The sequence below is a fragment of the Luteimonas yindakuii genome (assembly GCF_004803715.2).
GTDB lineage: Bacteria > Pseudomonadota > Gammaproteobacteria > Xanthomonadales > Xanthomonadaceae > Luteimonas > Luteimonas yindakuii.
The window spans coordinates 312,478-325,761 of record NZ_CP039383.2; the positions used below are offsets into that span (position 1 = coordinate 312,478).

Consider the following 13,284-nt stretch of genomic DNA (forward strand, 5'->3'; position numbering starts at 1 on the left):
ACGCCCCGGGCCCGTGATCAGACCAGTTGCAGCGGCGGCAGGTCGAACACCAGCACTTCCGCCGCGCGTCCCTGCGTCAGGGTCAGCGTCGTCTCGTCCTCGAGCTTCAGCGCGTCGCCGGCGGCAAGGCCGATGCCGTTGACGGTCAGTTCGCCGCGCACCAGGTGCACATAGCCGAGGCGACCGGGTGCGAACGCGTATTCGGCGTGCTCGTCGCCGTCGAACAGGCCCGCAAGCAGCAGCGCGTCCTGGTGGATGGTGACCGAGGCGTCGCGGCCGTCGGGGCTCACCACCAGCTGCAGGCGGCCGCGCTTCTCTGCTTCCGGAAACGCCTTCTGCTCGTAGCCCGGCGCGATCCCGGTGATCTGCGGAATGATCCAGATCTGCAGGAAGTGCGTGGTGCCCTCGCTGTCATGGTTGTACTCGGAGTGGGTGATGCCGCGGCCGGCGCTCATCCGCTGCACTTCACCGGGGACGATCGACGCACTGTTGCCCATCGAGTCCTTGTGGCCGAGGGCGCCCTCGATCACGTAGCTGATGATCTCCATGTCGCGGTGGCCATGCGTGCCGAAGCCTTGGCCGGGCGCCACGCGGTCCTCGTTGATCACCCGCAGCGGGCCCCAGTGCATGTGGCGCGGGTCGTGGTAGTTGGCGAAGGAAAAGCTGTGCCAGGAATCGAGCCAGCCGTGATCGGCATGGCCACGTTCATTGGCGGGACGAAGAGTGATCATTGCAGGCCTCCTCAGGCGTTGGCGTGGCCGATGGATGTGCGGGTCTGGCGCATGCGGTCCAGGCTGTAGTCGCCTGCGCCTTGGGCGGCCAGCAGCAGGAAGCCAGCGGCCATCGCCACGTTCTTGAACAGGTTGTTGAACTGGTTCGCGTCGCCAAGGTCGAGGTGGAACAGCAGGCCGCTGGCCACCGAGAAGGCTGCCAGCCCCAACGCGGCCCAGCGGGTGAACAGGCCTGCCAGGACGGCGAGGCCACCCCCGAGCTCGAGCGCGATGACCAGCGGCAGCAGGGCGCCGGGCACGCCCATCGAATCCATATAGCCCTGGGTGGCGGCGAAGCCGGAGATCTTTGAAAGACCGGACAGAATGAAGATCAGCGAGAGGCCGATACGGCCGGCGAGGATGGCGGTGTTGTTCATGGAATGGCTCCGTTGCGATGGGGCGGCCGTGCCGCGCGATGTGGAGCCAGTCTGGACCGTTGCGTTAACTGCACCAATCCGTCGATAGAAGATTGATTGATTCGATTCTGGGGACAATGCGCGCCGCGGCGTGTCCGGGTGACCCGTATAGTCCCGGCAACCCCGGGGGAACAGCTGGATGGACCGGATCGACTCCATGCGCGCGTTCGTGGTGGCCGTGCGTGCCAACGGGTTCGCGGCGGCCGCGCGCGAACTCGACGTGCCGCGTTCGAAAGTCAGCAAGCAGATCCGCGCGCTGGAGGACGAGCTGGGCGTGCAGCTGCTCATGCGCACCACCCGCAGCCTGCACCTCACCGAGGCCGGCACCGGGTTCTACGAAGCCGCACTCGAGGTGCTGGACGCCTTCGACGAAGCCGGCGAGCAGGCGCGTGCCGGTGCCGGGCAGGTCGCGGGTGTGTTGCGGGTCAACGCGCCGGTCTCGTTCGGCATCGACGTGCTGGGGCCGCTGGTTCCCGGCTTCCACGCGCTGCATCCCGACGTGCGGCTGCAGATCCACCTGTCGGATGCGCTGCTCGACCCGGTGGCCGGCGGCTTCGACGTGACGATCCGCATCGCCGACCTCGTGGATTCGTCACTGGTGGCCCGGCGACTGATGCCGGCGGAGCGCGTGCTGGTCGCATCTCCAGGCTACCTGCGCGACCGCGGCGTGCCCGCGTCCCCCGACGCACTGGCCACGCACGCCTTCCTCAACTACGGCTGCATGCAGGGCGGAGTGACGCTCCCGCTCAGCCGCGGTGGCGAGACGGTGCGCGTCTCCACCGACGGTCCGGTGGTCGCCGACAACGGTGATCTGCTGTCCACGCTGGCCGAAGCGGACATGGGCATCGCCCTGCTGCCGCGCTTCATCGTGCAGCGGGCGCTGGATGCCGGACGCCTGCGGGTGGTGTTGTCGGAGTGGAGCACGCCGCCGATCGCGGTCAACGCCCTCTACGCGGCCACCCGGCGCGTGCCGCTGCGCACGCGCCGCTTCATCGACTTCCTCGCCGGGCAGCTGGATCCGCACGCGGACGGATAGCTGTCCTCGCGACGCAGCCGTCGTTGACGCCAGGGTGCGATGCGTTCGCCTGCCGCCACCGACAGCGGTGGCCGCGGCAGGCGACGGTCACGCGGCTACCGTCGCGTCACCCGGTAGATGACGCCGTTGGCGTCGTCGCTGACCAGCAGCGCGCCGTCACCGTCCACGGTGACGCCGGCGGGCCGGCCCCAGACCGTGCTGCCGTCGAGCACGAAGCCGGTCATGAAGTCCTCGTAGGCGCCGGTCGGCTGGCCGCCCTGCATGCGCACGCGCACCACCTTGTAGCCGGTCATGCGCGGCCGGCTGTGCGAACCGTGCAGGGTCACGAAGGCATCGCCGCGGTATTCGGCGGGGAAGGCCGCGTGGTCGTAGAACGCCACCGCCAGTGCCGAGGAATGCGCCTGGAACAGCACGTCCGGCATCCGCGCATGCGCCTCGAGGTCGGGGCGCTTGCCGGCCAGTGCCGGATCCTCGAGGCCGCCGAGGTGGTACCAGGGCCAGCCGTGGAACGAGCCGTCGTCGATGCGCGCCATGAAGTCGGGGGTCACGTCGGGGCCGAGGTGGTCGCGTTCGTTGACCACGCACCACAGGTTGCCGGTCCCCGGCTGCATCGCCATGCCCGAGCAGTTGCGCAGGCCTGTCGCCCAGTTGCGCAGGTTGCCGCCGTCGGCGTCGAACACGCGGACCACGCCGCGGTTCTCCTCCTTGCCCCAGGCCGCACCGCGCCCGTGCGTGGCCTCGTGCTGCTGGATCTGTGCCGGCGTCATCTCCGGCATGCCGCCGACGCCGAGGTTGGAGCCCGAACCGATCGACACGAACAGCCGCTGGCCGTCGCGCGAGACCGCGAGGTCGCGCGTCCAGTGACGCTCGGTGGGGATGCCGTCGATGATCACTTCGGCCGGTCCCGCGGCGCGGGCCTCGCCGTTGTAGGGATAGCGCACCACCCGGTCCGCCGCCGCCACGTAGACATGGCGCGGGTTGGTGGCGGGCACGAACGCGATGCCGTACGGCCGGTCGAGGCCCTCGGCGAACACCACCGGCGTCGCCGGCGTGCCGGTGGCCCCGGCGCGGAACACCAGCACGCGGCCGGTGCCGCTCTCGGCCAGGAAGATGTCGCCATTGGGTGCGGTGCGCAGCGTGCGCGGCTGCTTGAAGCCGGTGGCGAACACGTCCGCGGTGAAGCCGTCGGGCACGTCGGGCAAGGCGCCGGCCGCCGGCGGCACCACCGTGGCGATGCCGGCCACCGAGCCTTCGGGGTCCAGACCCATCGCAGGCGCGGGCACGTGCGCGGCACGGATATGGCGGGCGAAGCCGGGCGCGTCATCGGTCCAGTCGCTGCCGACGGCCGAGCCGGAGCCGGTGCGGACACCGCCGCCCTGCGCGCAGGCGGCGAGGATCAGCACGGCCAGCGGAATCTGTACGAGACGCGACAGCGGTGGGACGTTCATGGCTGCGCTCCTGAAGCGTTGCGTGACCGGAAGGCGCGGACGGCTTCATCGGCGCCGCGGGCATGGCACCCGCCTCCCGTGGTACCGGCGATCGTTGGCCCGCGCAGGTCAGCACACGGTGATTGCATGTAGCGGCGGCCGTTACGGTGCCGCGGCTGCTGTGCTCCGGCCGGCCCACCGCCGTGGGGATGCGCCGCGCCCTGCCTGCGCCGCGGCCTGTTCACATTTGTGTGTTGCCGGCCATGTATTACTGCGCGACGCCAGCAAGAGTGCCGGCGGACGGATGAGGGAAATGATGCGGCTCGCGGATTACATCGAAGACAACGCAACAGAAATCGTCGACGCAGCGGAGGCCTTTGCCGGCACCCAGCTCGCGGGCCGGGTGGCCCTGGACAGCGAAACACTGCGCGACCACCTGCCGCAGATCCTCGGGATCATCGTCACCGACCTGCGTGGCAGCCAGACCGCGCAGCAGGAGCGCGAGAAGGCCGAGGGTGAGCACGACACGCCGGCGACGTCGCCGATGTCACCCGCGCAATGGCATGGCCAGCTGCGCGCGAAGTCGGGCTTCAGCATCGAGCACCTTGTCGCCGAATACCGCGTGCTGCGAGCCGCGGTGCTGCGCCTGTGGAGCGAGCAGAAGACGGTGACCGCCGAATCCTTCGAAGACATGATGCGATTCAACCAGGCCATCGACCAGGCGATCGCCGAATCGGTGGCCTACTACGCCACCGAAGCGGAAACCTGGCGCAACATCTTCCTCGGCGTGCTTGGCCACGACCTGCGTGGGCCGCTCACCGCCATCCTGCTGACATCCAACGTGATGTCGCAGCTGACCACGGAAGCACCGCTGTCGCGTTTGACCAAGCGCCTGGTCATGAGCGGCGAGCGCATGGCCACCCTGCTCGACGACCTGCTGGATTTCAGTCGCACCTCGCTCGGCGTCGGCATCCGCATCACCCGCAAGGATGCGGACCTCGCCCAGGAGCTGCGCGACGAGATCGAGATGCTGCGCATGGCGTGGCCGGACACGCAGATGGATTTCGACGCGCCTGACGGGATGCAGGCCTGTGTCGATGCATCGCGCCTGCGTGAGGCGCTCGCCAACCTGGTGAACAACGCGGTCAAGCACGGCGACGCGCAGGCGCGGGTGCGGGTCACCCTCGGCGAGGATGACGCCGGCATCGTGCTGACCGTCGAGAACATGGGCAATGCCATCCCCGCGGCCACGCTGTCGACGATGTTCGAACCGCTGCGTCGCGGCGCCGAATACGCCGGGCTGGAGGACGGCGCCAGCCTCGGCCTGGGCCTGTTCGTCGTGCGCGAGGTGGTCCGGGCGCATGACGGCGAAGTCACTGTGCGCTCCGCCGGCGACAGCACCACCTTCACCATGCGCATGCCGTCGACCGCCCCTGCGAACGACGCCCTGATCGACTGATGCGTCGCACCGCCCGGCCGGATGGCCGGCAGCGGTGCCGTATCCTGCGTTGCATCGCGCAACCGGGTCAGGGGGACCTTCGTGAGCAACGACACCGATACCCGTCCGCTGCCTGCGGGTGACATGGTCCGGCCTGCCGCCACTGCTGCGCATCGCCGACGGCAACGACACCGTATCCCTTCTCCCGCCTGCGGGAGAAGGTGCCCAACGGGCGGATGAGGGCACGCCCATGCCTACCCGCGAAGAAGCCAGACGCGTCTTCGATGACGCCGTTCTCGAACGCCTCGTCGCCCTCAACCCCGAATGCGCTGCTGAGAAATCCCGCGGCCACATCCGCTGGCTGCACACCGGGTTCCGGAAGCCCCTGCACGCCCGCAGCAACCAGTGCCCGGCCAGCGCGCTTCGCCACCTACAACGAGACCAGCGGCGACACCGCAGCCGAAGCCATCACCACCGTAGCAGCGGCCTACCGCAGCTATGGCCGAACGACACTGTCGACCAGGTCCGCGCCATCGCCGACGTCATCGCCGCAACCCGATGCCGCTGTCCATCGATGACATCGCCACCCGCTTCACCGCACGCGGCCCATGGAAGAAGCGCCTATCAAAGCTGCTGGAATGCTGGTCGGCCGCGCGCAGGAACAGGACGGAGCCTTCAGCTGGCCTCAGGGGCGTACGACGATCGTGCTAGATACATACAGGGCTGAACGGCAGCAAGAGTCATCGAATGAAAACTGACGCGATTAGCGCACTCCTCGATACGTCTGTGTTGCGATGGATGACGCAGTCGACTCGTGTAAAAAAACCATACGCCCTTCCAATAGGAGGGAGTACTCGGATGTTTCAAGTGGCCCATATTGTCCCTCGCAAGGAACCCACCGGCTGGAGGACGGGCGAAGTACGTGCACTCCCTGAGCTTTGCGAGCAGGTTAAAAATCAGCGGCTTGTCCTTTGTCGAAGCGATGAGCTCATCGGTGAGGAAATGGGCGGAACTCAGACCGGCCAAGGGCTAGTCGGAGACCTCGTTGGCACGATCACGTTCCGTGATGCGTTGTCGCCGATCGAACGGAGCCGCTTCATGTCGTTGCCGCTTGGCATTTACAACTCAAGCAGCTGCAGGAACAGTTTTTTAAAGCTTCTATTGGAGGCGTATCAAAGAGGCGAATTGCAGAACATCCGAAAGTGGCCTCTGACGCCCTTCGAGCTCGACAGTATTGAGAGGTTCGACCGGTTCGCAGATATTTGCTCGTGTCTCGAGGAATCGCAGTTCGCGGACGGTTGGCACCTTTGGACCGCAGAACGCAATGGGGTCGACTTTTTCCTGACCTTAGACAAGCGGTTCGTAAACGTCATGACCCGCACGTCGCGCGTACCCCTGATTTCGCTGCCCGTATTTCCATCAGAGCTCGTCGAGATTTTACGTATGAAGGAGCGCGCGGCCATTGGCTAACCGCGCTTGGGTTCTTCTGCCACAATCCCCCCGCTCCGGCGGCCATGCCCGGAACACGCCACATGGACGCGGCGGAGCATTCCCGCGCCCGGCATGCGCCGGGCGTTTCAATGACAAGGAGATGGTCATGACGCAGAACCTGCTTTCGCTCGAACTGTCCGCCGAGGACACCGCCGCCATCAACGCGGCGCTTACCGATATCGAGTCGCGCCTGGCTGGGCGGTTGCTTGCTCTGGATGCGCCGGCGCGCCGCAGGCTCACCAAGATGGGCGACAAGTCCGAGGCTTTCGTGCGGCAGACGCTGGTGGTGCTGGAACAGAACCCGGACATCGTGCCGCCGGCGCTGGGCCTGGCCGAGGCACAGGCCGACATCCGTGCGGTCGATGCGCTGCGGCCGCTGATGGCGCGCATGCAGCGGCTGGTGCAGCGCATGTCGGATTCGGAAATGGCGCTGGGCAGCGATGCGATGAGCACCGCGCTGGAAGGCTACGCGCTGCTCAAGGTGAGCGGCCGCAGCCGCGGGCTGGAGCCGCTGAGCAACGCGCTGTCGGAGCGCTTTACGCGTAGCAGCAGCCGCGCCGCGGCCGAGCCCGAACCGGCGGCCTGACCGGCGCGTGGCAGCTGCCACACGGCACATGGAGAAGCCCCGGAAACGGGGCTTCTTCTTTTCTGCGGGCTGTAGGTCGGATGGGCTGGAAGGTGGCCGCCGCAGCACATCGCCGGGCGACGTTGGCCTGACGCCCGACGCAACGCTGCGGCAGCCCGCGGAACACTGCGCCAGCCCGGCGCAATGCTTCGCCGTCCGGGCTCGAGGCTCCGCGATCCGGGAAAAGAACCCCGCCGCCCGGGCGAAAAGCTTCGCCGTCCGGCTTGACGGGCCCGGCGGTCCGGGCAACACGCTCGACCATCGGACCGGAACACGCCACCGGCCGGGCAGAACAGTCCGGAGCCCGGGTCCGGCACTCCGCCGGCCGGGCTCCGAGCCCCACCAGCCGGGTCCGGTGCTCCGTCGCCGGGCCTCGGAGTTCCGCAGTTGGACAAATTCTGTCCATCCACGTGCTCGCGGTTGCGCGTGAATCGGAGGTTGGCGAGCGCCCTCATCCGGCGCTTCGCGCCACTTGGACCCGCGACATCCATGTCGCTCGCCTTGCAGGCGGTTTCACCGTCCGGTTCCGCGGTCCTGTCGATCTGTCTCCCGTGTGCGGGTAGCACGATGACAGTGCAGGCCATGGCGGTCAGCCCGACTGTGCAAATTCACGCGCATGGCGCGCGGCAAATGCTGACGGGTTCATCCAAGGCACCCGCGCGGGCGGCATGTGTGTTGCAGAGCGCGATCCGCGTCACACCCGTAGCGGCACGCCCGTGTTTGGCAGGCGCGTGCATGCATGCCCGTCGCATTGCGCCCTCCGGCGCACGGCGGCGGCCGCGTGACGCCGGCGGACGGTGCAAGCGCATGCGCTAGAGTGCGGGTCCGCCACTGCGACGACGGAGCCCGCGCTGCACCTCCTGCGACTGTTACGGACCTACTGGGCCGACCGTGCCGTGCTGGCCGTGCTGATCGCGACGGCGGCGTGGCTTGCGCTCACGCTGGCGCGCGGGCCGGGCGAGCTGGCGGCGATCTGGGTGGGCAACGGCATCCTCACCGGATGGCTGCTGAGCCGGCGCACCGCGACCTGGCCGGGCTACGTCGCCATCGCCTTCGCCGCCGAACTGCCGGCACGCCTGCTGGCGGGCGACGCGCCGGCGTACGCCGCCGCCATCGCGCTGTGCAACCTGGTCGAAGTGCTGGCCGTGGCGGCTGTGGTGCGCAGCCGGGTGCCCGACATCCGCAACCCGCGGCACTGGATGCGCCTGGGCGGGATCGCGATCGCCGCCACGCTGGTGGCCTGCGCGGTCGCCGGCGCGATGGCCGCCTCGGTCGCGCACGGCCTGCATGGCCAGCCGTGGGGGCGGGCGTTCGCCAGCTGGTACGCCGCGCATGTGGTGGGCATGGTGGTCGTGGCCACGACCACCCTGGTGGTGCAGCGCGAGAGGCTACGCCTGTTCACCGCACAGGGGCGCGGCTGGAGCCTGGCGGCGACGATGGGCCTGCTGGTGGCGGTCGCGACCGGCGTTTTCCTCACCCCGTATCCGCTGCTGTTCCTGGCCTACCCGGCGCTGCTGCTGGTGGCGGCGCGCCACCAGTTCGTGGGCGTGGCGCTGGGGGTGATCGCGCTGGGGCTGATCGGCGCCGGCGCCACCCATCTCGGGTATGGCCCGCTGTGGCTGCACGACCTCGACGACCACGGACGCATCGCGCTGTTGCAGGTGTATCTCGCCGGCGGTTGCCTGATGACGATTCCGCTGTGCCTGGCGATGGCCGAGCGGCAGCGGCTTGCCGCGAGCCTGCGCGAGAGCGAACGCCGCTACCGCATGCTGGCCGACCACTCGCATGACGCCATCGCCCGCGTACGCGCGGACGGCGAGCGCCTGTACGTCTCGCCGTCGTCGGCCGAGATGTTCGGCTGGTCGCCGGCGGAGCTGTTGGGTTCGCGCTGGGACATCGTGCATCCGGACGACCGCGCGCAGCAGCAGCAGGCCATGGCCGAGGTGCTGGCCACCGGCAGGGCGCGCACCGATGTGTTCCGGGTGCGCCATCGCGACGGCCATTACGTGTGGATCGAGGCGGTCTCGCGTCGCATTCCGGCGGACGACGGCGGTGACAGCGGCGACCTCATGCTCGCTGCCCGCGACATCTCCCGCCGCGTGGCGGTGGAGCAGGCGCTGGAGGAAAGCCGGCGCGAACTCGAGCGGCTGGCGCGCGCCGACGCGCTGACCGGCCTCGCCAACCGGCGCGAGTTCGACGCACGCCTTGCGCAGGCGCTCAGGCGCCTGCAGCGCCACGGCACGCCGGTGGCGCTGCTGTGCATGGACATCGACCATTTCAAGCGCATCAACGATGGCCATGGCCACGCCTGCGGCGATGCGGTACTGCAGCTGTTCGCCCGGCGCCTGTGCGACGCCGTGCGCGGGACCGACCTCGTGGCGCGCCTGGGCGGCGACGAATTCACCATCCTGGTCGAGGACGCCGCGCCGGGATCGGCGGAAGCGGTCGCGCGCAAGATCGTCGCCGCCAGTGCGCAGCCGGTCGACGTCGACGCCACGCCACTGGTCGTCACCACCAGCATCGGCATCGCCTATGCGCTCGAGCCCGTCGATGCGGTGACCTTCATGGCGCGGGCCGACGCGGCGCTGTACGCGGCCAAGGACGCGGGGCGCAACGGCTATCGGGTGCACGTGCAGGGCTGAGTGCGGATCACCGCCGTGCCTGCGGTGGGTGTCCACACACGACGCAGCCTGCCCGGCGAGCGCCTGCAGTGGCGGCCTCCGCTGGTGGCCCGCTCCCGCGGCCACGGTCGCGGAGGGAAGGCGCGGCCGATACGATTCGCCCGGGGCGTGCACGTCGACCGGGGAGTGATGTGATGTTTTCAACAACCGGGCCGGCGGTCCGCCTGGCCGAATCAGCGGCAGCGGACGAGGGCATTCCAGGGCTGCGTCATGCGGCGGCCTGTCGCGCCGGCGCGCGCCGGGCTCACGCCACGGAAGCGTGCTGATGCGATTCGATCCCCTCGAAGAGGCGCCGGAGTCCTTGATGCGGTGGCTGCGGCCGGCCGGGCTGGCGCTGCTGGCGCTGTTCATCGGGACGGCGGCGATGATGATCGTCTCGCCACTGGTCACCGCGCTGGGTGGTCCCGGCCCGGGCCCGTGGTCGCGGATCCTGCTGTACGTCGTCAGCGCACTGGCATTCGTCGTGTTGCTGCGCCGCAGCCGACGCAAGCAACAGGCGCGCGAGGCGCTCCGCGTGGAACTCGAAGCCGAGCGCGCCCAGCGCGCCAGCGCAGGGCTGGCGGAACCGGCATCGGCCAGCCACGTGGAAGTCCGCCCGACCGTGCTGGTGGCCGGAGTGCTGGCCGCGGCGATGGGGGGCGTGGCGCTCTGGCTGCTCGGCGATCGGCTGGACGGCGGCCAGTCCGGTGCAGCATGGCTGATGCTCGGCGCCGGCGTGACCGCGGTCATCGGGGAACTGCGGCGGGCGGGCGAGATCGGCTGAGCAGGCGGTCGCGACGGTCGCGGCCGGCGTGCGCCGGACCTGGCCGTCGAGCGCCGGCCGATGCGACGAAGCCTGCGGCGATGCGCGATCACGCCGGGTAGGAGCGCGCCGCGGCTCGTCGGGCCGGGGGAGGCGATCAGGGTGATCGGACACGACACGGCGGGGACGTCGCCGGCTGCCCGGGCGGCGAACCGTGGCACCATAGCGCCTCTGTAACCGGTTACAACGGAGTGGACGTGGCTGATTCCGCACGCATCGACAGCCTGCTTGCCAGGATGACCATGGACGAGAAGGTCGGCCAGCTCGGTTGCTTCGCCGACATGCACCGGCCGTTCGCGGCCGACGTCAATCCCGAAGTCGCGCAGCAGAGTGCCCAGGACGTGCTGGCCGAGGTGCGCGCCGGGCGCGTGGGCACGCTGTTCAACGGCGTGGGCGCAGCACTGGGGCGCGAGGCGCAGCGCATCGCGGTGGAGGAGTCGCGGCTGGGCATCCCGCTGCTGTTCGCCGCCGACGTGATCCACGGCATGCGCACCGTGTTTCCGATTCCGCTCGGCGAGGCGGCGAGCTTCGAACCGGACCTTGCGTGGCGCACCGCGCGCGCCGCGGCGATCGAGGCCACCGCCGCCGGACTGCATTGGACCTTCGCCCCCGCGGTCGACATCGCCCGCGACCAGCGCTGGGGGCGTGGTGCCGAAGGCGCCGGCGAGGACGTGCTGCTGGGCTGCGTGTTCGGCGCCGCGCGCGTGCGCGGCTTCCAGGGCGACGACCTGCGTGCGGAGGATTCGCTGCTGGCCACGCCCAAGCATTTCGCCGCCTACGGTGGCGCCGCGGCGGGCCTGGATTACAGCCAGGTCGACATCTCCGAACAGACCCTGCGCGACGTGCACCTGCCGCCGTTCCGCGCCTGCATCGAGGCCGGCGCGCTCACCCTGATGAGCGCCTTCAACGACATCAACGGCGTCCCCGCCAGCGCCAACCGCTGGCTGATGACCGACCTGCTGCGCAGCGAGTGGGGCTTCGAGGGGCTGGTGATCGGCGACTACACCGCCGACATGGAACTGATCGCCCACGGCTATGCCGAAGACGAGCGCGATGCGACCCGGTTGTCGTTCACCGCGGGCCTCGACATCAGCATGCAGAGCGGCTTCTACCGCGATCACCTGCCCGCGCTGGTCGCGGACGGCGCGGTTGCGCAGGAACAGCTCGATGCCTCGGTGCGCCGGGTGCTGGAACTGAAAGAGCGGCTGGGCCTGTTCGACAATCCGTACCGCTCGCTCGACCCGCAGCGCGAGGCCGACAGCTCGCATCGCGACGCGCACGAGGCATTGGCCCGCGATGCCGCGCGGCGCTCGATCGTGCTGCTGAAGAACGACGGTGGCGTGCTGCCGTTGCGCAAGGCGGGGCAGAAGATCGCACTGATCGGCCCGATGGCCGGGGACCGCGACAACCTCGAAGGTTGCTGGGTGCTGTTCGGCGACCGCGAACGCTATGTGGATCTCGTGAGCGGGGTGCGTGCGGCGCTGGAGGATCCGGATCTGCTGACGGTCCGTGCCGGCAGCGGTCTGGAGGAACCGCTGCCCGGTGGCATCGAGGCCGCGGTTGCCGCTGCACGCGACGCCGACGTGGTGGTGCTGGCGCTTGGCGAGCCGCAGCGCTACAGCGGCGAGGCGCAGTCGCGGGTGGCGATCACCCTGCCGCCGGCGCAGCAGGCACTGGCCGATGCCGTGCTCGCGACCGGCACTCCCATCGTGGTGCTGCTGCGCCATGGACGCGCGCTGGCCCTGGAGGGCGGCGTGCGCGATGCGCAGGCGGTGCTCGCCTGCTGGTTCCTCGGCAGCCAGACCGGCCACGCCAGCGCCGACGTGCTGTTCGGCGACTACAACCCGTCGGCGCGGCTGCCGGTGAGCTTTCCGCACCACTCCGGGCAGCAGCCGTACTTCTATGCGCATCCGCGTTCCGGCCGGCCCGAGCTGCCTGGCGTCACCGAGTTCAAGAACCGCTGGCGCGACTGCGGCAACGACGCGTTGTATCCGTTCGGCCATGGGCTGTCGTACACCACGTTCGAGTACGGCACGCCGCGGCTGTCGACCACGCGGATGGCGTGGGATGGCAGGTTGACCGCGAGCGTCGAGGTGACCAACACCGGCACGGTGGGGGGCGAGGAGGTGGTGCAGCTGTACATCCATGACCGCGTCGCCAGCCGCGTGCGCCCGGTGCGCGAGCTGAAGGCGTTCCGCAAGGTCGCGATCGGCCCGGGCGAGACGGTGGAAGTCAGCTTCGAGCTCGCCCGCGCGCAACTGGCCTTCACCGGGCCGGACCTGCGCTTCGAAGCGGAGCCTGGCGCGTTCGACCTGTGGCTGGCGCCCTCGTCGGTCGCCGGCGAGCCGTTGCGCTTCGAGCTGCTGGGGCCGGGGGTGGAATAACCCCTCTCCCGCTTGCGGGAGAGGGGCAGCGGTGAGGGCAGACGGACACGAGCGTGGCCCTCATCCGCCCCTTCGGGGCACCTCGCTCCGCGCCCCGGCCCTCGCGTTGCCGCTCGGGCGTTCAGCGGCACGCGGACCATTGGCCCGCAAGCGTGCCGCTTCACCCCGCTCGCGGGAGAAGGGTCTTGGGCCCGCTCACGTGTGGCACTTTGGC

The 13,284-nt window shown here is 69.6% G+C and carries 10 protein-coding genes; 7 read left to right on the plus strand and 3 right to left on the minus strand.

Annotated elements, in window-relative coordinates; all coding sequences use genetic code 11:
• Positions 1–17: 17 nt before the first annotated feature.
• Both E5843_RS01440 and E5843_RS01445 read right to left on the minus strand, forming a co-directional pair.
• Entirely contained in the window at positions 18–731 is a 714-nt protein-coding gene (locus tag E5843_RS01440; protein WP_136411605.1) for a pirin family protein, read from the minus strand.
• A gap of 11 nt (positions 732–742) precedes the next feature.
• The gene (locus E5843_RS01445) at positions 743–1,147 is read right to left on the minus strand and encodes a DoxX family protein (RefSeq protein ID WP_136411606.1); all 405 of its coding nucleotides are present in this window, start codon (positions 1,145–1,147) and stop codon (positions 743–745) included.
• Between the two features lie 178 nt (positions 1,148–1,325).
• Here E5843_RS01445 and E5843_RS01450 point away from each other — a divergent pair, with 178 nt between their 5' ends.
• A complete protein-coding gene (locus E5843_RS01450; RefSeq protein WP_136411607.1) occupies positions 1,326–2,222 on the plus strand; it encodes a LysR family transcriptional regulator in 897 nt (298 codons plus the stop codon).
• A gap of 95 nt (positions 2,223–2,317) precedes the next feature.
• Here the strand turns inward: E5843_RS01450 and E5843_RS01455 are convergent, their stop codons facing one another.
• Positions 2,318–3,670, minus strand: coding sequence for a PQQ-dependent sugar dehydrogenase (locus E5843_RS01455; protein ID WP_136411608.1), 1,353 nt, complete (start codon positions 3,668–3,670; stop codon positions 2,318–2,320).
• Positions 3,671–3,962: 292 nt separating this feature from the next.
• On the opposite strand from E5843_RS01455, the gene E5843_RS01460 reads away from it, so the two are divergent.
• From E5843_RS01460 to E5843_RS01485, 6 genes are all read left to right on the plus strand, one after another.
• Positions 3,963–5,108, plus strand: a complete 1,146-nt coding sequence (locus E5843_RS01460; protein WP_136411609.1) for a sensor histidine kinase — start codon at positions 3,963–3,965, stop codon at positions 5,106–5,108.
• Positions 5,109–5,945: 837 nt separating this feature from the next.
• Positions 5,946–6,557 carry a type II toxin-antitoxin system VapC family toxin gene (locus E5843_RS01465; protein ID WP_136411610.1) on the plus strand — a complete coding sequence of 204 codons (612 nt, stop codon included), beginning with the start codon at positions 5,946–5,948 and terminating at the stop codon, positions 6,555–6,557.
• Positions 6,558–6,684: 127 nt separating this feature from the next.
• Positions 6,685–7,164, plus strand: a complete 480-nt coding sequence (locus tag E5843_RS01470) for a hypothetical protein (RefSeq protein ID WP_134675155.1) — start codon at positions 6,685–6,687, stop codon at positions 7,162–7,164.
• A gap of 935 nt (positions 7,165–8,099) precedes the next feature.
• Positions 8,100–9,845, plus strand: a complete 1,746-nt coding sequence (locus E5843_RS01475; protein WP_166815830.1) for a sensor domain-containing diguanylate cyclase — start codon at positions 8,100–8,102, stop codon at positions 9,843–9,845.
• A 304-nt stretch (positions 9,846–10,149) separates the two neighbouring features.
• The gene (locus E5843_RS01480; protein WP_136411612.1) at positions 10,150–10,647 is read left to right on the plus strand and encodes a hypothetical protein; all 498 of its coding nucleotides are present in this window, start codon (positions 10,150–10,152) and stop codon (positions 10,645–10,647) included.
• A 275-nt stretch (positions 10,648–10,922) separates the two neighbouring features.
• Entirely contained in the window at positions 10,923–13,070 is a 2,148-nt protein-coding gene (locus tag E5843_RS01485; protein WP_136412993.1) for a glycoside hydrolase family 3 N-terminal domain-containing protein, read from the plus strand.
• Positions 13,071–13,284 lie beyond the last annotated feature (214 nt).